The sequence below is a fragment of the Collinsella sp. SGI.033 genome, assembly GCF_050315135.1.
Lineage (GTDB): Bacteria > Actinomycetota > Coriobacteriia > Coriobacteriales > Coriobacteriaceae > Collinsella.
In genome coordinates, this window is record NZ_JBNPOK010000012.1 from 1 (window position 1) to 25,481 (window position 25,481).

The 25,481-nt window shown below is 59.5% G+C and carries 23 protein-coding genes; 12 read left to right on the forward strand and 11 right to left on the reverse strand.

Annotated elements, in window-relative coordinates; all coding sequences use genetic code 11:
- Window positions 1-109 precede the first annotated feature (109 nt).
- Window positions 110-979, reverse strand: coding sequence for a patatin-like phospholipase family protein (locus tag ACQRC0_RS05110; RefSeq protein WP_427728297.1), 870 nt, complete (start codon window positions 977-979; stop codon window positions 110-112).
- 322 nt (window positions 980-1,301) lie between these two features.
- On the opposite strand from ACQRC0_RS05110, the gene ACQRC0_RS05115 reads away from it, so the two are divergent.
- The 6 genes from ACQRC0_RS05115 to ACQRC0_RS05140 all read left to right on the forward strand — a co-directional run bounded on the left by ACQRC0_RS05115 (window position 1,302) and on the right by ACQRC0_RS05140 (window position 8,683).
- Window positions 1,302-4,019 carry an EAL domain-containing protein gene (locus ACQRC0_RS05115; protein WP_427728300.1) on the forward strand — a complete coding sequence of 906 codons (2,718 nt, stop codon included), beginning with the start codon at window positions 1,302-1,304 and terminating at the stop codon, window positions 4,017-4,019.
- Window positions 4,020-4,145: 126 nt separating this feature from the next.
- Window positions 4,146-5,675 carry a diguanylate cyclase domain-containing protein gene (locus tag ACQRC0_RS05120; RefSeq protein ID WP_427728303.1) on the forward strand — a complete coding sequence of 510 codons (1,530 nt, stop codon included), beginning with the start codon at window positions 4,146-4,148 and terminating at the stop codon, window positions 5,673-5,675.
- Between the two features lie 111 nt (window positions 5,676-5,786).
- Complete coding sequence (locus tag ACQRC0_RS05125) at window positions 5,787-6,410, forward strand: flavodoxin family protein (protein WP_427728306.1); 624 nt, start codon at window positions 5,787-5,789, stop codon at window positions 6,408-6,410.
- Window positions 6,411-6,426: 16 nt separating this feature from the next.
- The gene (locus tag ACQRC0_RS05130; protein ID WP_022093957.1) at window positions 6,427-6,768 is read left to right on the forward strand and encodes an arsenate reductase family protein; all 342 of its coding nucleotides are present in this window, start codon (window positions 6,427-6,429) and stop codon (window positions 6,766-6,768) included.
- Window positions 6,769-6,854: 86 nt separating this feature from the next.
- A complete protein-coding gene (locus tag ACQRC0_RS05135) occupies window positions 6,855-7,985 on the forward strand; it encodes a GTP-binding protein (RefSeq protein WP_427719863.1) in 1,131 nt (376 codons plus the stop codon).
- A gap of 98 nt (window positions 7,986-8,083) precedes the next feature.
- Window positions 8,084-8,683, forward strand: a complete 600-nt coding sequence (locus ACQRC0_RS05140; protein WP_427728310.1) for a tRNA (cytidine(34)-2'-O)-methyltransferase — start codon at window positions 8,084-8,086, stop codon at window positions 8,681-8,683.
- 111 nt (window positions 8,684-8,794) lie between these two features.
- Here the strand turns inward: ACQRC0_RS05140 and ACQRC0_RS05145 are convergent, their stop codons facing one another.
- From ACQRC0_RS05145 to ACQRC0_RS05155, 3 genes are all read right to left on the reverse strand, one after another.
- Window positions 8,795-11,308 (reverse strand): excinuclease ABC subunit UvrA, encoded by a 2,514-nt coding sequence (locus tag ACQRC0_RS05145; RefSeq protein ID WP_427728312.1) that lies wholly within the window; start codon window positions 11,306-11,308, stop codon window positions 8,795-8,797.
- Window positions 11,301-12,419 (reverse strand): AAA family ATPase, encoded by a 1,119-nt coding sequence (locus tag ACQRC0_RS05150; protein ID WP_427728315.1) that lies wholly within the window; start codon window positions 12,417-12,419, stop codon window positions 11,301-11,303. The genes ACQRC0_RS05145 and ACQRC0_RS05150 overlap by 8 nt, the downstream gene beginning before the upstream one ends.
- A 90-nt stretch (window positions 12,420-12,509) precedes the next feature.
- On the reverse strand, window positions 12,510-14,516 hold the full coding sequence (locus tag ACQRC0_RS05155) for a GTP-binding protein (protein WP_427728318.1): 2,007 nt from the start codon (window positions 14,514-14,516) through the stop codon (window positions 12,510-12,512).
- A 245-nt stretch (window positions 14,517-14,761) separates the two neighbouring features.
- On the opposite strand from ACQRC0_RS05155, the gene mscL reads away from it, so the two are divergent.
- Window positions 14,762-15,187: a large conductance mechanosensitive channel protein MscL gene (gene mscL, locus ACQRC0_RS05160; RefSeq protein WP_154517006.1), complete on the forward strand. Its 426-nt coding sequence runs from the start codon at window positions 14,762-14,764 to the stop codon at window positions 15,185-15,187.
- 118 nt (window positions 15,188-15,305) lie between these two features.
- On the opposite strand, the gene ACQRC0_RS05165 is transcribed toward mscL, so the two are convergent.
- A complete protein-coding gene (locus ACQRC0_RS05165) occupies window positions 15,306-15,794 on the reverse strand; it encodes an N-acetyltransferase (protein ID WP_154517003.1) in 489 nt (162 codons plus the stop codon).
- 77 nt (window positions 15,795-15,871) lie between these two features.
- Between ACQRC0_RS05165 and ACQRC0_RS05170 the strand changes: the two genes are divergently transcribed.
- Window positions 15,872-16,168 carry a hypothetical protein gene (locus ACQRC0_RS05170; protein ID WP_427728320.1) on the forward strand — a complete coding sequence of 99 codons (297 nt, stop codon included), beginning with the start codon at window positions 15,872-15,874 and terminating at the stop codon, window positions 16,166-16,168.
- Between the two features lie 48 nt (window positions 16,169-16,216).
- Here ACQRC0_RS05170 and ACQRC0_RS05175 read toward each other — a convergent pair whose 3' ends face one another.
- Window positions 16,217-16,921, reverse strand: a complete 705-nt coding sequence (locus ACQRC0_RS05175) for a class I SAM-dependent methyltransferase (RefSeq protein WP_427728322.1) — start codon at window positions 16,919-16,921, stop codon at window positions 16,217-16,219.
- 440 nt (window positions 16,922-17,361) lie between these two features.
- Here ACQRC0_RS05175 and ACQRC0_RS05180 point away from each other — a divergent pair, with 440 nt between their 5' ends.
- Window positions 17,362-17,763, forward strand: coding sequence for a hypothetical protein (locus ACQRC0_RS05180; RefSeq protein WP_427728325.1), 402 nt, complete (start codon window positions 17,362-17,364; stop codon window positions 17,761-17,763).
- A 129-nt stretch (window positions 17,764-17,892) separates the two neighbouring features.
- Here the strand turns inward: ACQRC0_RS05180 and ACQRC0_RS05185 are convergent, their stop codons facing one another.
- On the reverse strand, window positions 17,893-18,708 hold the full coding sequence (locus ACQRC0_RS05185; protein WP_154516992.1) for a putative RNA methyltransferase: 816 nt from the start codon (window positions 18,706-18,708) through the stop codon (window positions 17,893-17,895).
- Between the two features lie 178 nt (window positions 18,709-18,886).
- Here ACQRC0_RS05185 and ACQRC0_RS05190 point away from each other — a divergent pair, with 178 nt between their 5' ends.
- Window positions 18,887-20,269: an MATE family efflux transporter gene (locus ACQRC0_RS05190; RefSeq protein ID WP_427728328.1), complete on the forward strand. Its 1,383-nt coding sequence runs from the start codon at window positions 18,887-18,889 to the stop codon at window positions 20,267-20,269.
- Between the two features lie 27 nt (window positions 20,270-20,296).
- Here ACQRC0_RS05190 and ACQRC0_RS05195 read toward each other — a convergent pair whose 3' ends face one another.
- Window positions 20,297-20,758 (reverse strand): LysR family transcriptional regulator substrate-binding protein, encoded by a 462-nt coding sequence (locus ACQRC0_RS05195; RefSeq protein ID WP_427728331.1) that lies wholly within the window; start codon window positions 20,756-20,758, stop codon window positions 20,297-20,299.
- Between ACQRC0_RS05195 and ACQRC0_RS05200 the strand changes: the two genes are divergently transcribed.
- Window positions 20,664-21,389, forward strand: coding sequence for a uracil-DNA glycosylase (locus ACQRC0_RS05200; protein WP_154516983.1), 726 nt, complete (start codon window positions 20,664-20,666; stop codon window positions 21,387-21,389). The two genes, ACQRC0_RS05195 and ACQRC0_RS05200, sit on opposite strands and share 95 nt — an antisense overlap.
- 49 nt (window positions 21,390-21,438) lie before the next feature.
- Here ACQRC0_RS05200 and ACQRC0_RS05205 read toward each other — a convergent pair whose 3' ends face one another.
- The 3 genes from ACQRC0_RS05205 to ACQRC0_RS05215 form a co-directional block, all read right to left on the reverse strand.
- The gene (locus ACQRC0_RS05205) at window positions 21,439-22,119 is read right to left on the reverse strand and encodes an SDR family NAD(P)-dependent oxidoreductase (RefSeq protein WP_427728335.1); all 681 of its coding nucleotides are present in this window, start codon (window positions 22,117-22,119) and stop codon (window positions 21,439-21,441) included.
- 9 nt (window positions 22,120-22,128) lie between these two features.
- A complete protein-coding gene (locus ACQRC0_RS05210) occupies window positions 22,129-22,851 on the reverse strand; it encodes a VUT family protein (RefSeq protein WP_427728338.1) in 723 nt (240 codons plus the stop codon).
- Between the two features lie 156 nt (window positions 22,852-23,007).
- Entirely contained in the window at window positions 23,008-24,621 is a 1,614-nt protein-coding gene (locus tag ACQRC0_RS05215) for a peptide chain release factor 3 (protein WP_427728340.1), read from the reverse strand.
- A 471-nt stretch (window positions 24,622-25,092) separates the two neighbouring features.
- Here ACQRC0_RS05215 and ACQRC0_RS05220 point away from each other — a divergent pair, with 471 nt between their 5' ends.
- Window positions 25,093-25,473, forward strand: coding sequence for a GntR family transcriptional regulator (locus ACQRC0_RS05220; RefSeq protein ID WP_370450620.1), 381 nt, complete (start codon window positions 25,093-25,095; stop codon window positions 25,471-25,473).
- The last annotated feature ends 8 nt before the right edge of the window (window positions 25,474-25,481 follow it).

Genomic DNA, 25,481 nt, shown 5'->3' on the forward strand with positions numbered 1-25,481 from the left:
ACCTCCATTCTGGGATGCGTTTTCCGCATGCGACTCCATTGGGAAACTGCATCCCATTCCAGACGCAAATTCTGGGACACAGTTTCCGCCGAGGGCTCTGCAGTTTGCCCTACTCTGCCAGATATGCTTCCAACGCCGACAAGGTCGCGGCCGCATCACGACGACCGACCTGGTAGATGCGCTCGAGCTCCTCTGGCTCGCGACACAGCGATGGCACCTTCACCGATTCGCTCGGACGCACCACGAAAACCTCGCCGCTGGCCTCGCGACGCGCCAGGTCGTCGAGTGCAGCGTTATATACCTCGTGCCGGCGTTCAAGCGCCTCGACAAACTTCGGATAGTGGCGGAACACACGTCGCAGCATGGGCATCAAACTGTTCGGCTGCTTTACAAAGCCTGCCGGCTGCGTCAGCACCACGATGTTGCGGTCATACCCCTGTTCGAATAACCACGCACTGGGAATGGAATCGGCCACGCCGCCATCCAGATATCGATGTCCGTCAATCCGAACGGGTTTGGTCGCCACGGGAATCGCCGACGATGCCCGAATCCACTCGATATCGCGCTCATCGCCATACGGCAGGTCGTGATAGACGGCCTCACCCGTCTCGATATCGGTGCACACACACGTAAACCGCATAGGACAGGCACGATACGCCTCTAAGTCGACAGGATCGCGCTCAAGCGGCACCTCATGATAGGCAAAATCGGCATTGAACATGTCACCGGTTCGCAGCCAGCTTGTCACGCTCGCATAGCGCTTGTCGGCGCAATAGGCCTTGTTATACCGAATGGCGCGACCGATCTGGCGTGACTTAAAATTGTACCCAAACGCCGCACCCGCCGAGACACCCACCATATGGTCACAAGTTAAGCCGTGCTCCATCCAGACATCGAGTACGCCCGCCGTATACATACCGCGGTAGCCGCCTCCCTCGAGCGCAAGCCCCACCGTGCGCGTCGTATCCGGCTGTGCCATGCGACCATCTCCGTTCCTGCGTTTAAAACCGGGACAAGTATACCCGTCAACATATAGCGTCTCAGTCGCATTTTTATCGGACATCTCATCATTGCGGTACCGTTTAGCGAATAATGGCCGCGCACAGCATGGGCACCCATATATAATTCTGCGCTGTTGTTTATACTACTCAGCAGTTATCAACTGCAAACATTAGCCGGTAAATTAACCCAACAACGCAGCGAGGCGGGGCCTGGATACACGCAAAGCGCCGAACAACAACGCGTGTGCACAACGAGCTCGCCCGACGCAATTCGCCCGACCTCAGAAAGCCGCTTACGACATGGATACTGTCAGCAATTACACCGAGACGCTCGAAAAGACCGTCCGCGACCTTCTTGAACGTCAGGACGATCTGATCAGGACCGCCTTTACCGACCAGCTTACCGGACTTGGCAACCGCGGCGGCTTTGTCCGTTCCCTCGAGGAGCTCTGGGAGCAGGAACTGCCCGTCACCATGGCTTTTATCGACATCGATAACCTTAAGCACTGCAACGACGTCTTTGGGCATGACGAGGGCAACCGCTACATCTTGCAGGTAAGCCTCTATCTCAAGCTGTATATGAAGGTGGACGAGGCGGCGTTTCGACTGGGAGGCGATGAGTTCGCCATCCTCTCTACGATTGCAACCGAGGACGACCTCGCCGATCGTCTGGAACACTGCCGAACAATCTTGCTCAACAACAACGATTCCGGGATGCCCCACTCGTTTAGTTACGGAGTGTCCCACGCCGACCCCGCCCTGGGCGAAGCCCCCAATCGCATGACGCTCGATGCCGACCGTCGCATGTACGACTACAAACTACGCCATGCCTTGCACCTCGATCGACGCAATATCACGCAAGTCCATACCGACGACTTCGAAATAAGCGACCGTGTTTTCGACGCCTTTTCGATGCTCAACGAAGGTCGTTATTTCTTTATCGAGAACTTGGACAAACATCGCACCCTTTGGTCACAAGGTGCCTTGCGCGATCTCGGACTTCCTTCAGAGCACATAGACAACTGTCTCGATTACTGGAAAAAGCGCGTCCATCCCGATGACCTTGAGGCTTTTACCGACGACTTCGACCAAGTCTATAACGGCTCCAAGCACCATCGAGTCATGCAGTATCGTGTACGCAACGCCACAGGCGACTACGTGCTCTGCCGTGCTCGCGGTTTTCGCATCGATGGGAGCGAAAACGAGCCCTCGCTCTATGTCGGCGAGCTCGTCAATCATTCCCTTGCCGAGACCGTCGACGCCGCCACGGGGCTTGGAACGCAGCGTATGCTGGTCAACGCTATCGATGCCTGTCGCCTTGACCGCTGCAAAACAGGACTCATCGCCGTGCGCGTTCGCGGCACGACGAAGCTCAACGAGCTCTATGGAGCCGAGGCGGTCGACAGCATGCTTGCCGAATACGCAAGCCGTATGCTGTCGATCACCCGCGGCAGGAGTCGCGTCTTCCGTTCACGAAGTGTCCAGTTCGTCGTGCTCAGCAACGCTTTGGACCACGGGGCATTTGAACTCCTGACCCATCGTCTAAAAGAGACCATTTTTGCCCCCGTTCAAATCGCGGGCGACACCATCACGCCCGTTTGCATTGTCGCCCCGGTCTTTTACGAGCGACTGGACTACCAAACATCTGCTGTTTTGCGCGAACTCGACCGTCGCCTTCGCACGGCTGGCGGGCTTGTCCCCAACGACAGCCTCCCTATACCCGAGATCGAGCGCAAAAGCGCAATCGCCGAACGCATCGATATGCTCACCGGCCTCTGCCGACCCAGCGAGTTTATGCGCCGTGCCAATGCCTTCATCAAGGCAAAGCGCGACGGCGCTTGGTGTATCGCCACCGTCGACATGGGCCACATGCGCCTATTTAACGAATGGTATGGACAGGCCGAAGGCGACCGTATGCTTGCCGATGTGGGCACGGTGCTCAAGGATATCGAGAACGCCGACATGGGTGTCGCGGGATACTGGGGGCAAGACGACTTTTGTCTGCTCATACCCTTTGAGCGCGATTTCGTTCACCGAGTCTATGCGCGCGTGCGCGAGGCTGTAGCCAAGCACGACGACGGCGTAGGCTTTTGGCCGTCCATGGGCGTATGCCCCATCGACGCGAGCGAGGAAATCACCATTGATGCCCAGGCCAAGGCCATGTTTACCAATCGACGCGCCAAAAACGACTTTAAGGAGCGCATTGCCGTTTTCCGCCCCGAGGAATACGAGCATGAGGTTGCGTTCCACCACACGCTAACCGAGTTCCAGTATGCGCTCTCAAACGGCCGCATCACTTACTACCTGCAGCCCCAGGTCGATATGGAAACCGGCGAGATCATTGGCGCCGAGGCGCTCACACGCTGGATTGACAAGGATGGATCCCTCATTTCACCTGTCACCTTTATCCCCGCTCTCGAGGAAAGCGGCTTTGTGGTAACGCTCGACAAATATGTTTGGCAGGGCGTTGCCACATGGCTTCGCGAGCGTCTCGATCGCGGTCTTCGCGTGGTTCCGATCTCCCTCAACGTGTCGCGCGTGGACATTCTTGCCTGCGACGTTGCCGAACATATGGGGGCGCTCGCCGCCCAATACAACCTGCCGCCCGAGCTTATGCGTATCGAGATCACCGAGACCGCCTATACCGGAGAGTCCGAGGCCGTGGATAAGCTGACCGCGGATCTGCACACCCGCGGCTTCTCGACCTATATGGACGATTTTGGTACCGGCCAGTCCACGCTCGCGATGCTCAGGAACGTGAATGTTGACGTCATCAAGCTCGACCGCACCTTTGTGCCCACCGACCGCGATCAAGGCCGCAGCGCGCGGATCGTGTCATCGATGCTCGAGATGGCGCAGTCGCTCCATCTGCCCGTTGTAATCGAAGGCATCGAGACAAATGAGCAGGCGAACATGCTACGCCACATGGGCGCCCGCTACGCTCAGGGTTTCCTCTACTACCGACCCATGCAGGCAAAGGATTTTGAGGCATTGCTCGATGGCGGCAATAACAACTGATACGCTCGCGCGCAAAACGCCACCGTCGAAGGAAGCATTTGTCCCCATGGCTAACTCATATTCCCAATCCAAGCCGAATTGGGGATATGATACAAACCGTTGTCCTGCCCAAGGAGGTTATCCATCATGAACGAGTCGTACCGCATGGGCGAGCAATCGATTATTGCCTATCTTCAGCGACTTGCGAATGGCATCTCGACCGCCGAACTCGATGTTGCCGCGCTGCCCGCTGGGCTACGCGCCGTTGGTGAGCAACTACAAAAGACGTATGCCATCCTGCAACAAGAGCGCCAGCTGCTTGAGCGCAACGCCTATATCGATCCGCTCACCAACTTGGGCAACCGCAGCGGACTCGACCGTCACGTCGAGCAGCTCTGGTGCAAAGGCGACCCCTTCACCTGCGCCTATATTGACATCGACCATCTCAAGCATTGCAACGATATGTTTGGCCACGCCGAAGGCAATCGCTATATTCTGAGTATCTGCCGCACGCTCTCCGAAACCATGGAGCACGATGAGATGCTGTTCCGTATCGGTGGAGACGAGTTTGTGCTTATCTCGCTCTCCGCAAACGAGACTGAACTCGAGCAGCGCTTGGAGCAGGTACGTGCCGAGCTGATCGAGGCGAGCTCAGGTGGCAAGGCGCCCATGATCGCCAGCTTTAGCTTTGGCTGCTCGCGCGTCGATCCACTTGCCGGCGACACGCGTCGCCAGATGACGATGGATGCCGATCGCAAGATGTATCGCTATAAGCTTATGCATCGTGTGCAGCAACCGAAAGACAATGACGCGCCGCAACGCCCAATCGTCGATCAGCTTCCCTGCAACGACCGGGTGTTCCAAGCGATCTCCATGAGCTCCGAGACGCGCTATCCGTTCATCCTTAACCTCGATACGGGAGAATCGCAATGGTCGGTTAACGCCGTGCGCGATTTTGACCTGCCCTCCCAGCACCCTTTTAACTCACTCGACATGTGGCTCGCCCGCGTTCATCCCGAGGACCGCGACAACGTGCGCGCCGAGCTCGACATGGTGATAAACGGCACGTGGCACTTCCATTACATGCAGTATCGCGTAATGGATGCCACCGGAAAATACGCGCTTTGCGACTGCACGGGCTACCGCTTGGACGGCACCGATACCGAGCCCAGCATGTATGTGGGCATTATCATCAACCGAAGCTTGGCAGATACGACAGATTCCGTGACTGGCCTGGGCGATATTCACGCCCTGGTCAACGCCATTGGTGAAATGCGTCGCGTGGCGCGCGAGGCAGGCTTTATTGCCATTAAAATCAACGATATCGCTCAGGTCAATGCCCGCTTTGGCTTTGATGCGGGCGACCGTGTTTTGGCAGAAAGTGCCGCCTGCCTTATGGAATGCTCGCGCGGCAAGGGTCGTCTGTTCCGCTCGACGGGACCAATGTTCGTGGCGCTTTTCGACGACTTTGATCCCGAAGAGACCGACGCGATCGCAGACGAAATCGAGCGATTCTTGGGGTCGCCCGTGCTCTTTGGCTCATTTGAATATCAGCCGCCCATTCGTGTAGCGACACTTCATCTAGACGCTGTCGACCGACAGCCCGTTTCCATTTTGAACGAGCTCAAAGCGCTGCTTGAAGAGGCGCCGCAAGTACCGGGCACCAAGCTGGACTAGCGTCGTGGGGAGCGATGTGAAACACAAGCCGTTTCACATCGCTCCCCACGCCATCTGCCCTCTCGTGCGATAATCCTCCGCAGAAGTCACCGACAACAGAGGGAGTTTGTGATGAAGGTTCTTTTGGTCAATGGCAGTCCCAAGGCAAACGGCAACACCGCCCGCGCACTCGCCGAAGTCGCCGAGCAGCTCAATGCCGAAGGCATTGATACCGAGGTGTTTCAGCTGGGCGCCAAGCCCATTCGCGATTGTATCGGTTGCGGCCAGTGCGGCAAGCTTGGCGGTCGCTGCACCTTTGACGACGACGTGGTGAACGAGCTCATCGCTGCCGCTGAGCAGGCAGACGGCTTTGTCTTTGGCTCACCCGTCTACTATGCGCACCCCAGCGGACGCATCCTTTCGGCCCTCGATCGCGCCTTCTATGCGGGCGGGCACGCCTTTGCGCACAAACCCGGCGCCGCGGTCGCTGTCGCCCGTCGCGGTGGCACGTCGACCACCTTCGATGTGCTCAACAAGTACTTCACCATTAACCAGATGCCCGTGGTCGCCTCCACGTACTGGAACAACGTCTTTGGTCGCGTGCCCGGCGACGCCGATGGGGATGCCGAGGGCCTTGCCACCATGCGCAACATCGGCAAGAACATGGCCTGGCTCCTGCAATGTATCGAAGCAGGACAGGCCGCCGGCATCAGCGCGCCCGAAGCCGATCGCGAGCGCACCAACTTCATCAGGTAGAACGGCGGAGCAATATATGAATATCCAGATTTTTGGCACCAAAAAGTCCTTCGATACCAAGAAGGCCCAGCGCTATTTTAAGGAGCGCCGCATTAAGGTGCAGTTTATTGACCTTAAGGAAAAGGAGATGAGCAAAGGCGAGCTCACGAGCGTGATGCAGGCGGTCGGCGGCATCGACAAGCTGCTCAACCCCAAAGCCAAGGACGAGGAGACACTCGCACTTATCCAGCACCTCACTCCCAGCCAGCGCTTTGATAAGCTGCTCGAGAATCAGCAGGTACTGGCCGAGCCCATCGTGCGCAACGGCAAAAAGGCCACCGTCGGTTATTGCCCCGATGTGTGGGGAGCCTGGGAGTAGCCTGTGTTATTTGCCGGCGCGTGGGTATAAGAGCAGGCGTTTGGCATATGATTTTACTGTAAGCCATGTCTAACAAAGGAGGGCACATGCCCAACAAACCCGTGAAGATCATCATGCTTACCGGATACCTCGGTGCCGGCAAGACCACGCTGCTCAACCATATCCTCGCCAACGACGGCGGTATCCGCGCCGCCGTGATCGTCAACGATATCGGCGAGATCAACGTCGACGCCAGCCTTATCGCCGACGGCGGCCTTTCCGAGACCGACGACCTCATCCCGCTCACCAACGGCTGCATCTGCTGCACGCTTTCGGACGACCTGGCCAACCAGCTGCAGGGCATTGCCGATTCGGGCAAGTTCGACTACATCATCATCGAGGCCTCCGGTATTTGCGAGCCTATCCCCATCGCCTACACCATCTCGAGCTTCTGCGACGAGGCCAAAGTGGGCGGCGAACCCAAGCTCGCGCTCGACAACATCGTTGCCGTGGTCGACTGCGCCCGCATGTACGACGAGTTCAACGGCGGTCGCGACCTGCTGGCCGAGGATATCGACGAGGACGACATCGAGAGCCTGCTCATCCAGCAGATCGAGTTTTGCTCCACGCTGATCCTCAACAAGACCGATACCGTGAGCCCTGAGCAGATCGCCGAGCTCAAGGCCATCGTGCGCAGCCTGCAGAAGGACGCCGTGATTGTCGAGGCTCAAAACGGCGAGGTCCCCATGGAGGAGCTGCTCGATACCGATCGCTTCGACTTTATGCGCGCCTACAACTCCGCCGCCTGGATCGAGGCCATGGAGCATCCCGAGGAGCACGACGACCCCGAGGTGCTCGAGTACGACATCGAGACCTTTGTGTACTCGCGCCGTAAGCCGTTTGACCTGCAGAAGTTCACCGATTTTGTTGAGCAGGAGTGGCCCGACGAGGTCATTCGCGTCAAGGGTCCGCTGTGGCAGACCGGCGATCCGGACATGTGCTACATGTTCGAGCAGGCCGGCCGCCAGATGCGCCTGATGGAGAACGGCTTGTTCGTTGACTCGGCGCCCGAGGGCGAGAAGCAGAAGATCATCGACGAGAACCCCGAGATCATGCAGATTTGGGACGACGAGACGGGCGACCGCATGACGAGCCTGTGCATCATCGGCCGTCACATGGACAAGGATGCGCTCATCGCCGCCCTCGATGCCTGCCTGACCGACTGGCACCGCGCTTAGGTTATCCAAGTGGGCGTTTTCCGCCCACGTAACCATCAAACCACCACGAAGGTGACTGCCCCTTCGTGGTGGTTTTTCGTTCTATGCCAAGGAGATTCATGTTCAATATCGTGCTGTATGCTCCCGAGATTCCGGCCAATACGGGTAATATCGGCCGTACCTGCGTGGTTACCGGCGCCCGCCTGCATCTGGTGGAGCCACTGGGCTTTTCGCTCGACGACAAAACGGTGCGTCGCGCCGGCCTGGGCTACTGGCAAAACTTGGACGTGACGACCTATGCCAGCTGGGAGGATTTCCTTGCGCGCAATGACCTCTCCCCCGCCGACGACCGCTTGCATCTGCTGACCAAAAAGGCACGCCGAACCTATGCGCAAAGCACTTACCGTGACGGCGACTATTTGGTCTTTGGCAGCGAAAGCTCGGGGATTCCCGAAGGGCTGCTCGCCGCAGCGCCCGAGCGTTGCGAGCGCATCCCCATGCTGCGCGATTGTGACTCACTCGACAACGCCGAGGCCTGGGAAGCCCACGAGGAATCGCTCGGACATACCGAGAACGGCCATGAGGCCATCCTTCGGCAGGATATCTGCGGCAACTTCGTCAATCCGGACGACTACCGCATCAGCGCACTCAACCTCTCCAACAGCGCCGCCATCGTCCTCTACGAAGCCCTGCGCCAGACAGGCTTTGCCGGTATGTAAAAACCTGCCATTAGGGGACGGGGCAGAAATGGTAGACTTTCAAACCCTCTAACCCTTGACAAATTGGTTTTGGCATCAACGCGACAAAGGGCTGCCCCTTTGTCGCTTTGCCTATAGGTAGCGGCCAGTAATGCTCTTGGAGCAAGCAGCGATATCCGCCGGCGTGCCGGCGCAGACGACTTGCCCGCCCGCATCGCCACCGCCCGGCCCCATGTCGATCACATAATCGGCATTGCGGATAAGGTCGAGATCGTGCTCGATCACGATAACCGTTGCACCCTTGGCGACGAGGCCGTCAAACACGTTCAGCAGCACCTGAACATCGAGCGGATGCAGGCCGATCGTGGGCTCGTCGAATACGAATACGGCATCGTCCTGCACGCGGCCCATCTCGCTCGCAAGCTTTAAACGCTGCGCCTCGCCGCCCGAAAGAGCCGGCGTGGGCTCACCGAGTGTAAGATAGCCCAAGCCCAGGTCGTGTAAGGTCAGCAAGCGCGCCTGAACCTTCTTGAGCCCCACCGTGGCGTCGAGAGCCTCGTCCACGCTCATGGACATGAGCTGCGGCAACGCAAGCTTGCTCCCGTCCTTGCCCTCGCGATGGATATGCGACGCCGTGTCTGCATAACGCGAGCCTCGACATGCTGGGCAGATGATCTCGACGTCGGGCAAAAATTGCACGTCGAGCGATATCGAGCCCGTGCCATCGCATGTAGGGCAGCGCAAGGCGCCAGTGTTGTAGCTAAAGGCACCCGCCTTGTAGCCGGCTGCCTTGGCCTCGGGCGTACGGGCGAAAGCGCGACGCAGCTCATCATGGATGTCGGCATAGGTCGCTACCGTCGAGCGCACGTTGGCGCCGATAGGTGTAGCGTCAATCAGGTTTGCGCGTGCGATACCCTCGGCGTCGACCCAGCGCACATGGCTTGGCAGGCGCTCGCCAGCCGCCTGGGCCTTAAGCGCCGGGATGAGTGTCTCGAGCACCAACGTCGTCTTACCCGAACCCGAAACGCCCGTCACCGCGACAAGGCGACCGCGCGGTATATCGACTTCGAGCGGTTTGACGGTATGGATGGCATCGGTTGCCATGCGGATGTGGCCCTGATCGAACATTTCCTCGTCAGTCACCTGCGGACGCATACGCTTGGGGTCTGCGCGCAAAAACGGGGCGATGCGGCTGCCCTGCGATTGTTCGACCTCGTCCACCGTGCCAGCGGCAATCACATTACCGCCGCCTGCTCCGGCAACGGGGCCCATCTCAACCAGATAGTCGGCTTCCACCAGCACACGTGTATCGTGGTCGACAACAACCACGGTGTTGCCGTCATCAACCAGATCGCGCATCACGCCTACCAGACCATCAACATTGGCAGGATGCAAGCCAATCGAAGGCTCGTCCAACACATAGAGCACGCCCGTCGATCGGTTGCGCACCACGCGGGCGAGCTGCACGCGCTGACGCTCGCCCGTGGAGAGCGTGGCGCCGGCGCGATCGAGCGAAAGGTAGTCGAGACCCAGATCGACCAGGCGACGGGCCGCGCTCAAAAACGAATCGCAGATATCCGCCACCATGGGCCGCATCTCGGGCGGCAAGGATGCGGGCACCCCGCGCACCCACTCAACCGCCTCGCCCAGCGTCATGGCCGCGGCCTGCGCCAGATTGATACCGCGCACCTGGGGCTGGCGCGCAGCCTCGGAGAGGCGCGTGCCGCCACAGTCACGACATGGCCCCTCGCGCAAAAAGCGCGCCACGCGTTTTAAGCCCTTATCGTCTTTGACCTTGGCGAGCGCGTTCTCGACGGTATAGACGGCGTTGTAATAGGTAAAGTCGAGCGGCGTGGCGCCCTCGCCGTTTTTGGGAACGTAGAGAATGTGCTTCTTAACCGCCGGACCGTGAAACACAATGTCACGCTCTTGAGGCGTGAGCTGGTTAAACGGCACGTCGGTGCGCACACCCATCTCGCCTGCCACCTGCTTCATCAGATCCCACATGAGCGTGCCCCAGGGAAGCACCGCGCCTTCGTTGATGGTCTTGGACTCGTCGGGCACCAGGCTCGCCTCGTCCACCTCGCGCATGACACCGGTGCCGCCGCAGGTGGGACACGCGCCGCCGCTGTTAAAGGCAAGGTCCTCGGCACCCGGCGCGTAGAACTCACGGCCGCACTCGGGGCACGTGAGCGACAGGCCCGCGGCCACGTTAAGGCTCGGCTCCACGCGCGCCCCGCAGTGCGGACACACGTGATGGGCGCAACGGCTAAAGAGCAGACGCAGGCTATTGTTGAGCTCGGTCATGGTACCAAAGGTCGAGCGCACACCCGGCACGCTGGGGCGCTGATGCAATGCGAGCGCCGCCGGTACGTGCAGCACCTCGTCCACTTGGGCATGTTCGGCCTGCGTCAGACGGCGGCGGGTATAGGTGCTAAGCGCCTCTAGGTAGCGACGCGAGCCCTCGGCGTAAAGAACGCCCAGTGCCAGCGAACTCTTGCCCGAACCCGATACGCCAGCAATACCCACGAGCTTTCCCAGCGGAATATCGATATCGATGTCCTTGAGGTTGTGCACACGCGCGCCACGTACCTCTATAGCCTGCGGGCTCATCTTCTGTTCCGTCACCTTTATCACCCTACTCATGCCATAAAACGCGGTCGCGAATGTACTCGCCCAGCATGGGCACGGTAAACCGGACGAGGCCGTATCCGGCAGCCTCGATGACGCGCTCGCGAATCAGGCTTGCGCGATATTTACTCGCCCAGCTTTGGGTGCGGTCGCAGCGCTCAATGATGTCAGCCATGCGCGTCGGCTTGCCCCCATCAGCCGCCATGGCCTCGATAAAGAGGCGCTGCGGACTGCGCAACCCGTAATACAAGGGAGCGTCCACTGCTTCATAGAACTCGGAGATGGCATCGGCGTAGCCAGCCTCGACATCGCACACTTCAATGACCCGCGAGTCACGCCGGACAGCAGACCTCCACATGTAATATCCCACCAGCTGAACCATATAGGGATGCCCCATGCTCTTGCGCGCCGCAAGGTCCGCCGTCTCCGCATCAACGCAAAGACCAGTGCCTTTGACCGTCTGGATATATGAATCGCGCACTTTGGGCAAAGAAATCGCCCCCAGCGTACGCTGCTGGGCGCGGCGCAAAAACGTTACGCTCGGCTCTTCGAGCAAGTCATCAACCATGCTGGGCAAGCCGGCAAAAACCAGCGCAAGACCGCGCTGGTCGCTATCGGGCAAGCCCGTAGCATCCTGGTCTCCGAGCACCTGCTGATAGAGAACGGCCAGCGCCGCCAGCTCCTCGATAGATGCCGATTGGGCCTCGTCAATCGCAAACAGTAAGCCCTTTCCCGGCCCGAGTTTCTTGAGGCGTTCGTTGACTAACCCGCGCAACGTCTCGCCTTTTGCCCGCGCCGCCTCGACCGACATTCGGCCAAACGACGGACCAAACTCCATTGACGTCACAACGGGTTTATTCGAGCGAAGCGCGTCGGCCAAGCGGTCGCATAGGCCAAGCGAGGCGGAATCGGAGACAACCGCCCATCCGCGCTCGCTAGCTAAACGCTGCAGCTCCCGCAAGAGAACTGTTTTGCCACAGCCGCGGTTTCCCGTAATGAGCATGAGCCTGCCCGGCGCTCCGGCGCCGTTATCGAGCCCTTCCTCGAAATCTTCGATGACCGACTCGCGGCCGATGAGTATCGGAGGCCGCTTGCCAGCCGTGGGCTTAAAGGGATTTGGATTCATGTCGGCCTCCTCGGATTGGCAAACCCTGGTAACAGTTATACCAACTTATACCGAGTTATACCAACAGGATGCGACAAAGAGACTGACCCTCTATCTCCTATGGCGGAAAAACTCGACGTCCGCCGCTCGCCAGGGGCGGAAGGTGGCGGGATCGACCTTTACGTGGGCTGCCTCGGGGACGTCGTACCACTTGACCGTGTAGCCAGCGCCGTGAGAGCAAAAGACCGAGTCGGGCGTGTTGGGTAGATCGGCCTCGGGCTCATAGGCGACAGTCTCGATGACGCGCTCGGCATCATGGCATGCCGCATAACCGGCAAACTCCAGGTACAGATGCCCTCGACCGCTCGTGTAGGCGGCCACCTCCAGCGCATAATCCTGGACCTCGGATGCCGGCACGCGACCCACAAGCTTTGCCCGTTCGCCCGCCATCGTCGGCGGCTCGTACTCGGCTCCCATGCGCGTGGCGTCTGACAACGCCCTGCCCACACACTCCCCCGGCACCTCGAGCTCAAAGCGATACCACGGCTCCAACAGCACCGCCGCGCCAGCCTCACGCGCCTGCATGAGCCCCTGGCGAATCGCGCGGTACGTGGCCTGGCGAAAGTCGCCGCCCTCGGTGTGTTTGGCATGCGCGCGGCCGCCCGTGAGCGTAATGCGCACATCGGTGATGGGCGAGCCGGTCAGCACGCCCAGGTGATCTCGCTCCATGGCGTTTGTGAGCGCCAGGCGCTGCCAGTTAAGATCGAGCTCGTCGGTCGAAGTCACGGTGCCAAACTGCACGCCCGAACCCGCTGGCAACGGCTCCAGGCTCAGATGCACCTCGGCATAGTGGCGCAGTGGCTCAAAGTGGCCCACGCCCTCGACCGGCTGCGAAATGGTCTCCTTATAGAGAATGCCGCCGGGCTCAAACGAAATCGAAAGGCCAAAGCGATCGGCCAACACCCGCTGCACGACCTCGAGTTGCACGGCGCCCATCAGCTGCAGGTGAATCTGCTCCAGATGAGTATTCCAGCTTACGCCGAGCATGGGGTCTTCGTCCGCCAACTCAGTCAGCGCTTTAAACACCGCATGGACATCGTGTTCGCCCGGAAGCACCGTATAGGTGAGGACCGGAGCGATGACGGGCGCATCACACACGGGCTCCGCACCCAAGGCGTCCCCTGGGCGAACGTGCGCAAGACCCGTCACGGCACAAATACCGCCAGCAGCAACTTCTTGGGCAAGCTCATACTTTTCGCCGTTATAGATGCGCACCTGATCGACCTTCTGCTCCCATACCTCGGCACCGGAACGTCCGCTGATCATCTGTTTTGCACACAGCGTGCCGCCGGTCACTTTAACCCATGCCAAGCGCTCGCCTCGATCCCCGCGGCTGACACGATAGACGCGTGCGGCAAACTCCGGAAGCCATATCTGTTCGCGCATCAGCACGCATATGCCATCCAGCAGCTCGCTCACGCCCTGGTCCTTGAGCGCCGAGCCGGCAAAGCAGGGAAAGAGCTTGCGCTCGGCAACCATGCGCGACAGCGTTGCGACGGAAAGCTCACCTGCCTCAAGAAACTCCTCGAGCGCCGCCTCGTCCAACGCAGCAGCGTCCTCCTGAACGGCGCCGCCCTCCAGCAGTTCGTTGGCATCCAGGCATCCTTCGGAAAGACGCCGCCCAAGTTGTGCCAGCAAAACATCGCGGCCGGGATTCTCCAAATCGATTTTGTTGATATAGATGAACGTCGGAATGTCATAGCGTGCAAGCAGGCACCACAGGGTTTCGGTGTGCCCCTGCACGCCGTCGTTGGCGCCCACAACTAAAATCGCGTAGTCGAGTGCGCGCAGCGTGCGCTCCGCCTCGGCAGAAAAATCGACATGCCCCGGTGCATCCACGAGCATGACGCGGGTATCACCGTGGTCGAGCACGGCCTGCGACGAGAAAATCGTAATGCCGCGCTCGCGCTCGATCGCGTTAGTGTCCAGATGCGAATCGCCATCGTCCACGCGGCCGCGCTTACGAATGCGACCCGCATCGAACAGCATGGCCTCGGCCAGCGTGGTCTTGCCAGCATCGACATGCGCCAAGATTCCAACGACCGCTTGCTTCGACATGACTCTCCTCTTATTGCGAGCCCGTCGCACGCGGCAACGGGCGCTCTCATTCCACACTGGATGATACAATTTACGGGCCGGCGGGCGAAGCGGGCCCTATCCCCCGACCGAGCTCATCGCCCCGCGTTGCCGCGCGGCGATTTTCGTAGGTTCGCGCCTTGCGAAAGCCGGCACCTCCCCTTTTTGCCTGCACGGGCTCATCCGGGGCGGTAACAACGCTAACCCCACAACAGCGAGGAGTCACCATGAAGACATTGCTCAACGAGTTCAAGGAATTCATCAATCGCGGCAACGTGATGGACATGGCCGTCGGCGTGATTATCGGCGGCGCATTCACCGCCATCGTGACCTCACTTACCGATAACATCATCAACCCGCTTATCTCCGTGATTGCCGGCGGTAGCGCTACCGAGATCTCGGGGCTGGTGGTGCCGGGCACTAATATCGACTTTGGCGCCTTTATCGGCTCGTGCATCAATTTTTTGATTGTGGCGGCAATCGTCTTTGCCATCGTCAAGGCATTCAACAAGGCGCAGGAAATCGGCGACAGGCTCGCCGGTGCCACCGCCGAGGAAGCCGCACCGGCGCCCGTCTGTCCGTATTGCCTGGAAGAGGTGCACGAAGGCGCGACCAAGTGTTGCCACTGCGGAAGCGAGCTGCCCCGAGCGTAGGTGCCTTAGAGCCGACAGCGAGCGGCATCTACCACCTTGCAAAACAGCGCAGCGATCAAAAATGGCCCCACCCGAGGCCATTTTCGCTTACATGGAGCGTAGATACGCGCCCCCGCTCTTATGCCTCGCGCAGCCAGTCAAACGCAACACGCGGCGTGCCGTCCGACACATACACGACGCCGGCACGCTCAAACCCCGCTTTAATACTCGCGCCCTGCATGGGCAGGTTGTCCCGATGCGTATCGATACGCAGGTGGTCGGCACGCTCTTTGGCAAAGGCGAACATCGCAGCCGCGATACCGTGCACGGTGCCGTCGGACGCCACACGGTGCAGCACGGCGTACGGAGTGTCGCTGCGCCATTGCCCGTCCTCAATTACGTCATAGCACTCGTCCGGGCCCGGTAAAAAGGCGAACGTCGCCACCACGCGGCCGTCGACTTCGAACACATAGCTACCACCGGCGGCGATATCGGCAGCCAGCTGCTCGGCAGAAGGCGTGCCCTCGGGCCACTGCGTGGCGTTGCCATGCGCGCGCATAAAGGCACGGGCCGCGTCATAGATAGCCATGACGGCGGGAATGTCGGTATCGAGGGTTTTTCTGATCATCACGCGGCGACCTCACGTTTATTGGTATCACTTTGATTGAGCAATGATACCAGCGTTTGAAGAGGGGCGAGAAGCAGATGGGAAGCAAAAAGCGAGCCGCCTGGTCAAAGGCCAAAAGCGAGTTTTTGGGCGCTGCCACCGGCGGCGCTATGAGCGACCTGTTTGCGCGCGAGGACGAGCGCCGCGACGCCCTGGACGCCGAGCGCGATGAAGCCTGGCGCTACAAGTCGTGCGAGCGCAAAAACCGTTACGGCACACGCGCCGAGGCCGAGGCCGTTATGGCCGACTGCGAAAACCGCGGGCGGCGTGGTTTGGCCTGCTACAAATGCGAATACTGCGGTGGCTGGCACCTGACGTCGCACCCTTGGAAATAGGCCCCGCATCGGCACGACACTGACCGAGCGCCAACCATCGCACGCAAGCTACGGGCGCGGCGGCACCAAAACATCGTAACGAACGGCCTTGCCCGCAAGTTGATAGCTCGGCTTAACGCCAGCAAGCAGCGGCCCCTTCATCGGCCGCTTGATAACGACCTTGCGCGGGCGCACCGCAAGCGCAGCTTCGACCAGCGTCTCCTCATCGGCACACGGCTGTTCCAGATGATGCAAGAGTTGAAACTTCTTTTTAACCGCCGCGCTCTTTGTGCGCTCGGGAAACATGGGGTCCAGATACACCACGTCGGGAGCGGTGAGCTCGCCCTGCCCGATTAACTCAGTTATATGGTGAAGGCCTGCAATGCTGTCCTCGCCCGCACGTAAGCGCATGCGTGCCACGGCAGTCGCAAGCGCCGGATTATCTGCCGCGCGATCCAAGGCATCCTTGAGGAGCGCCGCGATCACGCAATCCTGCTCATACAGATCGACGGTAAAGCCCGCAGCCGCCAGCAGCAGCGAATCCTCGCCAAAGCCTGCCGTGGCATCAATCGCCCATGGGCACTCGACGCCTTTTGCGCGCGCAGCCTTTACCAACAGCTCTTGCTGCAGACGACCCTGTTTGAGCCGTGGCAGCATGCGGTCAAAATCGGCACGCAACTCCATCGTGCCGTCGGTGAGCGTGAGGCCCGCGGACTTCCCGGTCAGCTCAAGCCCCGCGGCCCGAGCAACAGAAAAGGGATCGACGACGCCCATGGGTACTCCTTAACAAGCAAAATGAATACGTGAGCGCCGTTTATGCCAGCACCCAACCGTCCGCTATTGTCCCACATGCGACATGGCCCACAGCATCCCAATGCAAAGCACCGCCATCAATCCCGTGCACACGGCAGCGATCACAGAATCGCCCATGCGCCTTCCCAACGACCGCGGCTCATGCACTCGCCCTGCTCCGTACATCATGGCTCCTCCTTAAGAACGGCTCCTTGTTACGGTCTCATCATCGCAGCGCCGCACATGAGCTGCCATCGATTTGGCTTACGTCCAGCTTTCCTTTTTGAAAGGTCGAATTGGGCTGCGCGGGCTCAAAGCGCTTTCAGGCGCACGCATCGCTGCGTTGAACTACAATGTGCTTCACCATATGTGCAACACATGGGCTACGCCAGATCGGCGTACTCGTATCGAAAGGACCAGCCATGAGCTCCGCTCGCAAGACTCTCAAAATCCTTGCCCTCATCTACTTTGTTTTGGGCATCGCCAGCCTCGTCATCGCCGGCATCGGTATCGCCAGGGGCAGCCTCGATTCCACGTACGGGTCGAACGCCATGCTCGCCGCGGTCGTGCTTGTCGTCAAGGGCATTGTCGATCTTTCCGCAGGTGTTGCGGGCATCAAGGGCGCCAACAAGCCCTCGCAGGTGGATAGCGCGTTTAAGCTCGGCATCGTTGCCGCAATCGCCACGATTGCGCAGGCCGTGCTCACGCTTCCCGCACTCGGCGGCAGCGCCGTCAATATCGGTGCCTTTGTCATCGTGGTCTACGACCTGTTCTTTGTTCAGCAGGCGCACGCCGTTAAGGCCGAGAACAAGGACCGCTTGTAGGCACTCGCTTCTCATAACCCCTGCAGCCAAGCAACTAACATGGGCCGATCGCGTAGTAACGCGGTCGGCCCTTTACATTTGCCCAGGTAAAACCTGCCAAAATAAACCTGTCCCTTTTTGGCAGGTTGGTTAGCTGTGGCGGTACTCGGCAATGATGAAGTCGATGTCGGTTTTAAGGGTGTCCAGGTTTGCCAGGCGCTCTTTGTCGGTAGGGCGTGTGCGGTAGTAGTACGGCGTCATCTGGAACACCGCCTCGATGTCGGCCTGGGTTTGGAGCGTAATATTCGCGGACACCCGCTGTGTGCCGACCAGTTTAAGCTCCATCGTCTTCGGAAGCTTTTCGTCGTTGAGGTACGGCGTGTCGTAGAGCACCTCCTTGAGCCCAAAGAGATGACGGGCACCCGGCACCACGGTGTAGAGCGAACCCTCCGGCGCCAACACGCGGGCAAACTCGCGCTCGTTAAAGGGAGCAAAGAGCTCGGTCACCATATCGAAGGCGCCATCGGCCACTGGGATGTCTTTCATGTTGGCCACAAAATAGGTCGCATCGCCGCGCTTGGCGGCCAGGCGTACCATTTCTTTGCCCAGGTCAAAGCCATAAGCGTCCACGCCCGGCACCGCGCCCATCGCGCTGGTGTAGTAACCCTCACCGCAGCAAATATCGAGCAGCGTCATGGGGCCGCCTGTAGACGCAGCACGCCCAGAAACCCGTTTGCGCACCAGCTCGACCATTGCATCGCGCAGCGGCGCATAGTAGCCACGGTTCAAAAAGTCACGACGGCTGCGTGCCTGCGACTTGGGATCGCCCATGGAGTCGCCGCTCTTGGACGAACGTAGCAGATATAGATAACCCTCGCGCGCGCGGTCAAACCGGTGTCCGCCCGCGCATGCAGCACCGCGCTCGTCGTCCACCAACGGCTCATGGCAAACGGGACACAACAACATGGCAACTCCTTAGCGCGAACAACACAACGTACACCATTGTCGCACGCCTTCCCCACCTAGTCATTGGGGGCGTTCTTGAATGACTAGTCGTTTAAGAACGCCCCCAATGACTAGGTGATTAGGAGTATCATCGTCTGCGCAAATAAGCACGAAATAGCACGTTAGAGATTGAGAGCGTATGGCTGATACCGCATCTAAGCACATCGACATGACCACCGGCTCACTGTGGCGCAATATCCCCCTGTTCGCCTTGCCCGTGGCCGCCACGAGCATCTTGGAGCAGCTGTCAAACCTCATCGCCACGGTCATTATCGGTAACTTCTCGGGCGACCAGGGAACCCTCGCCATGGCGGCAGTCGGCTCCAATGTTCCGCTTACCAGCCTTATGCTCAACCTGTTTATTGGCATGTCGCTTGGCTCCAACGTGGTCATCGCCAACGCTATCGGCCGCAACGATCAGAATATGGTCAAACGCGCCGTCCATACCTCGATTTTAATGGCGCTCGTGGGCTTTGTCGTCATCGCTCTGGGCGAGATTTTTGCCGAGCCCATGCTCGCCGCGCTCAACGTTCCCGCCGAGACCATGCCGCTCGCTTCGCTCTATCTACGCGTCTTTTTGCTCAGCATGCCCTCAATCTTGCTCTACAACTTTGAGGCCGCGATCTTCCGCTCCGTCGGCATCACCCGCATGCCGCTGCAAGCGCTTGCCGTGTCCACCGTCCTCAACATTGGCCTGGACCTCATCTTTGTCCCCGTACTCCACTGGGGCGTCGCGGGTGTCGCCATCGCCACCGTCATCGCCTACACCGTCAGCGCCGCTACACTCTTTATCCGCCTGCTCAAGACCGACTCCGTCGTCCGCGTCACCCCGCGCGACCTTGCTATCGACCCCGTCGCCCTCAAGCGCATCGTCAAGATCGGCCTGCCCGCCGGCATCCAAAGCGCCGTCTTTGCCGTCGCCAACATCATCATCCAGTCCGCCATCAACAGCCTGGGCACCGAGGTCATGGCGGCCTCGAGCGCCGCCGTGAGCCTGGAGTGCGTGTGCTACAACCTGCTCAACAGCTTTAGCCAGGCTTGCACCACCTTTGTGGGACAAAACCACGGTGCCTGTCAGATCGACCGCTGCACCAAGACCCTTAAGGTCTGCCTGGTCGAAGGCGGTGTCGTCGCGCTCATCACGATTATTGTTATTGTCGGCCTGGGGCGCGAGATCCTGTCGTTGTTCAACAGCGATCCCAACATCGTCTCAATCGGCTATATCCGCGTGTGCTCTATCTTCCCTGCGTACGCCTTTATCATGTTGTACGAGAACATGTCCGGCTACCTGCGCGGCTTTGGCATCTCGCTCATGCCCGCCCTTATCACCATGATCTGCGTCTGCGGCATCCGCTTCTATTGGGTATTCTGCGTGTTCCCGCACTTCCGCACCTTTGCGAACATCATGATGGTCTACCCCATCAGCCTGGGCACCACGGCGTTCTTTATGGTCGTGGCGGTACTACTCTGCCACCCGGCACGCACCCATCGCGCTACCCAAGCCAAAGCGACAGCCTGCTAAACACCGCACTCAACGCCACGCCAGTCATTAATTGACAATATGCGAGCTCATATAGTCGATAAAGCGCCTCGTGGCGATAGGCATGGTGTCCCAGCTGCGCCAGGCCGCCACTACCTCGCGTGAGGGGGCGTGCACGATGGGACGTACGCGAATATCGGCCTGCATGCCCTCAACGGTACGGCGATACAGCATGCTCACGCCCAGGCCCTCCTCCACCATCGCCATAATGGTGTAGTCGTCGGTGACCTCGCTCGTCACGTGCGGCGACAGGCCATGCGCCGCGAATGCATCGAGCACGTCTCGTAGACCCCGCTCTTCATGCAGCCGCGGCATAAAGGCAACCGGTGCGCCTTTACAATAGATGCCAACGTAGCATTTGCCATAAAGGAGCTCCATGGACACCGCAACTCGCGACCGCAACATAGCAACTTGGTTGGACGATGCGCCGCAGCCGGTACGTGACACTACGAACCAGCTGCTCGAGCGCATCGCCCTTTTGCGTGCCGAGCAGACCATCTACCCGGCACAAGACGACATCCTCAATGCCCTCGCCTACACGCCGGCCGACCAGGTCAAAGTTGTCATCTTGGGCCAAGATCCCTATCACGGGCCCAACCAGGCCATGGGGTTATCGTTCTCGGTCCCCGCGACGCAAACCAAGTTGCCGCCAAGCCTGCGCAACATCTATAAGGAACTCAAAGCCGATCTGAGTTGTCCCATTCCCGCCACGGGAGATCTGACGCCATGGGCACAACAGGGCGTCCTGCTCCTCAACACTACGCTTACCGTGCGCGAGCATGCCGCGAACTCACACGCCAAGCTGGGCTGGAGTACGCTCACCGACTACGTTATCGAACGCTGCTGCCAGCTACCCCAACCGGTAGTCTTTTTGGCATGGGGCCGCTTTGCCCAGCAGATGGTTGAGGGCAAGCTCGCCGCAATCGACGCGGGCAAAACAACCGGCAAGTTCTGCCTTGCCTCCACGCACCCCTCGCCGCTTTCGGCCAACCGTGCCACGGCAGAACTCCCCGCTTTTATGGGGTCGCGACCCTTCTCGGCAGCCAATCGGCTACTCGAACAGCACGGCTCGACCCCCGTCAACTGGACTTGTCTCGGCTAAAATCGATACATCAAAAACGCGCCCGACGGCTTTCCATCGGGCGCGTTTCCTATTCGGGCCAAATAAATTGTGTGCGGCCGGCCTCGCCACCATCAATAAGCAGGCTCTGCCCGGTCATAAACCGGTTGGTCACGCCCACAAAGTAGATCCACTCGGCGATCTCTTGGGCGGTTGCCCAGCGTTTAAGCGGCGTAAGCTCCATAATCTGGTTCCACAGGTGTTCGTCTTCCATCACGCAACGGTTGAGCGGCGTGATAACGCCACCCGGGTCCACACTGTTGGCGATGGCCTGCGGTGCCAGGCGGTTTGCAAGGTTCTTGGTGTAGGCGATAACGCCGCCCTTGCTGGCAGCATAGGCGGGAAACTCCGATCCCGTATGCCCGCTCGCCGACCCCACATTGACCACGGATTTGATAGCCGACGCCGGCTTGGCAGCAAGCCCCTCCCCCACAAAGGCGTAGCACTCGGTCACGTTGATGGTGCCACACAGGTTGGCGGCGATGTCGTCAGCCGAATCCTGCGCACCGGCAACGTTCACGATCACCTGGGGTTCAAGATCGCCTGGAAACGAGTCAGGCTCGCGTACATCAACGACCAGATGGCGGTAACGCTCGTGTTCGATCGCCGCCGGCAGCAGATCAAAGCCCACTACCTCGTGGCCCTCGTCCAAAAAGCGCTGCACGCACGCGGCTCCGATACCGCCCGAAGCGCCCGTAATCAAAACCCGCATACTTGCTCCTTAGGCGGTTGCGTGGCGCTCAAGGTACTCGGCGCCCACATTCTCGCGCTCCCAGCCGCGCACGACCTTGTAGCCCACGGGGCTCAGGAAGACCTCGCACAGCAGCTCGGCAACAGCGCCGGTCAGCGAGCACATAAGGACCTGTACCCAGGTCCAGCCAAAGAACGTGTGGCTCACCACAATGGCAAAGACCAGGTTGTCGATAAACTGGCCAACACCCGTGGAAACATAGGAGCGGAAGGCGAAGCTCGCAAAGTTATTCTTTTTGAGCATACGGCCGAGCGACTGGTTGAGCGTGGAGTTAACCACGGCAGAAACGAACATTGCCAGCGAAGAGCCCAGCACCACGTACCAGGTGCCGCCGATAGTGGCGTTAAGGGCGGTGTTGACCTCGATCATGCCCGTGTCGTAGTAGGCACCCCACATACCGGGCGTGAGCGAGCATGCCCAAAAGCACAGGCTCACGGCAAGGTTGACCGCCAGCGCGAGGATAGAGATTTTGATGGATGCCTTGGCGCCAAAGCGCTTGCAGATCATGTCCTGGCACAAAAACGAGACCCAGCTCACCACAAAGCCGCAATCGAGTGCCAGATACGGCAGGCTGATGAGCTCTTTGTTGGCCAGCAGGTTCATCATGATAACGCTCACGAAAAACAGCGAAACCGTTGCCGCGGGAATGCTCCGCAACAGGACCTTGTAGTCCTCCATGACCTTCTTGATCATTATGTACTCCTTTGGTTTTAGGTTTAACGAGCAGGATATCGGACCCGAACTGCTCGGACGCCCCGGTCTTGAGGCGACGGTGGGCATGATAGCCGCTCATGCGGCATCAGGCAAGCAGGCAGCGCGGCAGCCCCGCAGGGCCACCACGCCGATGCGTTAAAAGACTACGTTGCCAAACTCCGACAGGATAAGGTCGGGGTTGTGGTCGGTTGCCCAACCCACGTTCCACGGGCTCGTAAACAGCAACAGCTTGCCACCGCGCATGTCCTCGACGCGCAGCGTGTCGCGCGTGAGCGAAAGGCCCGGGATATCGATGGTGTCGGGGTCGTTCTGGATCCAGCGAATATCCGTATAGGGCAGCGGCTGGCGACGAACCTCAACACGGTACTCGGCCTTGAGGCGGCGCTCGAGTACCTCAAACTGCAGCACGCCGACCACGCCCACAATGACGCTCTCCATGCCGGCACCAAGCTCGCGGAAGATCTGGATGGCGCCCTCCTGGGCAAGCTCCTCCATGCCCTTGACGAACTGCTTGCGCTTGAGCGTGTCGACCTGCGTAATGCGAGCGAACATCTCGGGGGCAAACGTCGGGATCTGCGGATACTGCACATGGCGCTTGCCGGAGCACACGGTGTCGCCGACGCTAAAGATACCCGGGTCGAACAGGCCCACGATATCGCCCGCGTACGCCTCGTCCACGATGGCGCGGTCGTCGGCCATCATCGACGTGCCCGTGGCAAGCTTAAGCTTGCGGTTGCCCTGCACGTGGAAGGCATCCATGCCGCGCTCGAACTTACCCGAGCAAATGCGCACAAAGGCGATGCGGTCGCGGTGGTTCTTGTCCATGTTGGCCTGGATCTTAAACACAAAGCCGCTAAAGTCGTCGCGGCAGGGATCGACCGGTTCACTGGTAAGCGTATCGGTATAGGCACGCGGTGTCGGGGCCAGACGCAGGAACTCCTTAAGGAAGGGTTCCACGCCAAAGTTGGTAAGCGCCGAGCCAAAGAACGCCGGGCTCAGCTTGCCGCAGGCCACGGCATCCAAGTCGAGCTCGTCGCCGGCACCATCGAGCAGCTCGATGTCGTCCATCAGGTTCTTATGGTTCTCCTCGCCGATGAGCTCATCCATGGAAGAATCGCCCAGCTCGGCCTCGACCTCGGCGACCTTCTTGGTGGCGTTGGCGTGACCGTCTCCCTCAAAGGCAATGACGCGACGGGTCTGACGATCGAACACGCCGCGGAAATTGCGGCCGCTGCCGATCGGCCAGTTCATGGGATACGTATTGATGCCCAGGACATTTTCGATCTCTTCCATGAGCTCAAACGGATCGCGAGCCTCGTGGTCGAGCTTGTTCACAAAGGTGAAGATGGGAATGTGGCGCAGCGTACAGACCTTAAAGAGCTTCTTGGTCTGGGCCTCGACGCCCTTGGCGCCGTCGATGACCATGACTGCGGCGTCAGCGGCCATAAGGGTACGGTAGGTATCCTCCGAAAAGTCCTGGTGACCGGGGGTATCGAGGATGTTGACGCAGGCGCCGTTGTAAGTGAACTGCAGCACCGAGGAGGTGACGGAAATGCCGCGCTCCTTCTCGATGTCCATCCAGTCCGAGACGGCATGCTTGGCCGAGCTCTTGCCCTTGACCGAGCCGGCGGTCTGGATGCTGCCGGTATAGAGCAGCAGCTTCTCGGTAAGCGTGGTCTTACCGGCATCCGGGTGGCTGATGATCGCGAATGTGCGGCGCGACGAGATTTCATCCGACAGGCTTGCCATGCGGATCCTTTCTTGCATTGAGTGCATTACGTCGTTGTAACCGCACTATTGTAGCCGCGAAATTCCGCTCTAGGGCGCCTATCAGGACAAATTCATCAGTTGGGGCCTGTGTAGCAGTCGATGACGGCACTCCACAGCAGTTTTTCTCGATCTGTAACATCTAGACGGTTTTTGAACCTCTACCTGTTACAGATTTAGACAAACAGGTGGGCGTCCCAGAAAGATCTCAATCTGTAACATCTAGCAGCCAAAAACTTCTCCAGTTGTTACAGATTGAGACAACCAGGTGGGGCCCACCAGCAAAATCTCAATCTGTAACAGGTAGCCGTCCAAATCGGTTCCAGATGTTACAGATTGAGATGAATGAACGAGCGGACAATCCCTATTTACCTCTTGCATAACTGTGCATAGTGTATATATACTGTGCTTACCGGTTATATACACGTGTAGCCCAACAGCTAAGGAGCCGCTGTGGACATCATCCTATCCAATTCGAGCGACAAGCCCATCTACGAGCAGATAACCTCGCAAGTCAAAGCTCAGATCTTATCGGGCACGCTCGCTGCGGGAGCCAAACTCCCCAGCATCCGTGCACTCGCGAGCGACCTGGGTGTGAGCGTCATCACCACCAAGCGCGCCTACGCCGACCTAGAGCAACTCGGGTTTATCTGCACCGTGCAGGGCAAGGGCTGTTTTGTCGCCGAGGGCAACCAGGAGCTCTTGCGCGAAAACCAGCTCTGCCATATCGAAGACCTGCTTGCGAAAGCGGCGAGCCAAGCCGAAGCCTTGGGCGTCACGCGCGACAAACTGCACGAAATGCTCGACCTGGTAGCCCCCGAAACCATGCAGTAGCCATCTGC

What these genes read in the sequence shown, in the direction of transcription:
- ACQRC0_RS05185 (WP_154516992.1), bottom strand. Translation starts at nt 18,708, where the DNA reads ATGTTGTTGTGTCCCGTTTGCCATGAGCCGTTGGTGGACGACGAGCGC.
- ACQRC0_RS05190 (WP_427728328.1), top strand. Translation starts at nt 18,887, where the DNA reads ATGGCTGATACCGCATCTAAGCACATCGACATGACCACCGGCTCACTG.
- ACQRC0_RS05130 (WP_022093957.1), top strand. Translation starts at nt 6,427, where the DNA reads ATGAATATCCAGATTTTTGGCACCAAAAAGTCCTTCGATACCAAGAAG.
- ACQRC0_RS05110 (WP_427728297.1), bottom strand. Translation starts at nt 979, where the DNA reads ATGGCACAGCCGGATACGACGCGCACGGTGGGGCTTGCGCTCGAGGGA.
- ACQRC0_RS05200 (WP_154516983.1), top strand. Translation starts at nt 20,664, where the DNA reads ATGGACACCGCAACTCGCGACCGCAACATAGCAACTTGGTTGGACGAT.
- ACQRC0_RS05175 (WP_427728322.1), bottom strand. Translation starts at nt 16,921, where the DNA reads ATGGGCGTCGTCGATCCCTTTTCTGTTGCTCGGGCCGCGGGGCTTGAG.
- mscL (WP_154517006.1), top strand. Translation starts at nt 14,762, where the DNA reads ATGAAGACATTGCTCAACGAGTTCAAGGAATTCATCAATCGCGGCAAC.
- ACQRC0_RS05210 (WP_427728338.1), bottom strand. Translation starts at nt 22,851, where the DNA reads ATGATCAAGAAGGTCATGGAGGACTACAAGGTCCTGTTGCGGAGCATT.
- ACQRC0_RS05170 (WP_427728320.1), top strand. Translation starts at nt 15,872, where the DNA reads ATGGGAAGCAAAAAGCGAGCCGCCTGGTCAAAGGCCAAAAGCGAGTTT.
- ACQRC0_RS05155 (WP_427728318.1), bottom strand. Translation starts at nt 14,516, where the DNA reads ATGTCGAAGCAAGCGGTCGTTGGAATCTTGGCGCATGTCGATGCTGGC.
- ACQRC0_RS05195 (WP_427728331.1), bottom strand. Translation starts at nt 20,758, where the DNA reads ATGCGCTCGAGCAGCTGGTTCGTAGTGTCACGTACCGGCTGCGGCGCA.
- ACQRC0_RS05165 (WP_154517003.1), bottom strand. Translation starts at nt 15,794, where the DNA reads ATGATCAGAAAAACCCTCGATACCGACATTCCCGCCGTCATGGCTATC.
- ACQRC0_RS05115 (WP_427728300.1), top strand. Translation starts at nt 1,302, where the DNA reads ATGGATACTGTCAGCAATTACACCGAGACGCTCGAAAAGACCGTCCGC.
- ACQRC0_RS05140 (WP_427728310.1), top strand. Translation starts at nt 8,084, where the DNA reads ATGTTCAATATCGTGCTGTATGCTCCCGAGATTCCGGCCAATACGGGT.
- ACQRC0_RS05215 (WP_427728340.1), bottom strand. Translation starts at nt 24,621, where the DNA reads ATGGCAAGCCTGTCGGATGAAATCTCGTCGCGCCGCACATTCGCGATC.
- ACQRC0_RS05180 (WP_427728325.1), top strand. Translation starts at nt 17,362, where the DNA reads ATGAGCTCCGCTCGCAAGACTCTCAAAATCCTTGCCCTCATCTACTTT.
- ACQRC0_RS05120 (WP_427728303.1), top strand. Translation starts at nt 4,146, where the DNA reads ATGAACGAGTCGTACCGCATGGGCGAGCAATCGATTATTGCCTATCTT.
- ACQRC0_RS05205 (WP_427728335.1), bottom strand. Translation starts at nt 22,119, where the DNA reads ATGCGGGTTTTGATTACGGGCGCTTCGGGCGGTATCGGAGCCGCGTGC.
- ACQRC0_RS05150 (WP_427728315.1), bottom strand. Translation starts at nt 12,419, where the DNA reads ATGAATCCAAATCCCTTTAAGCCCACGGCTGGCAAGCGGCCTCCGATA.
- ACQRC0_RS05125 (WP_427728306.1), top strand. Translation starts at nt 5,787, where the DNA reads ATGAAGGTTCTTTTGGTCAATGGCAGTCCCAAGGCAAACGGCAACACC.
- ACQRC0_RS05135 (WP_427719863.1), top strand. Translation starts at nt 6,855, where the DNA reads ATGCCCAACAAACCCGTGAAGATCATCATGCTTACCGGATACCTCGGT.
- ACQRC0_RS05145 (WP_427728312.1), bottom strand. Translation starts at nt 11,308, where the DNA reads ATGAGTAGGGTGATAAAGGTGACGGAACAGAAGATGAGCCCGCAGGCT.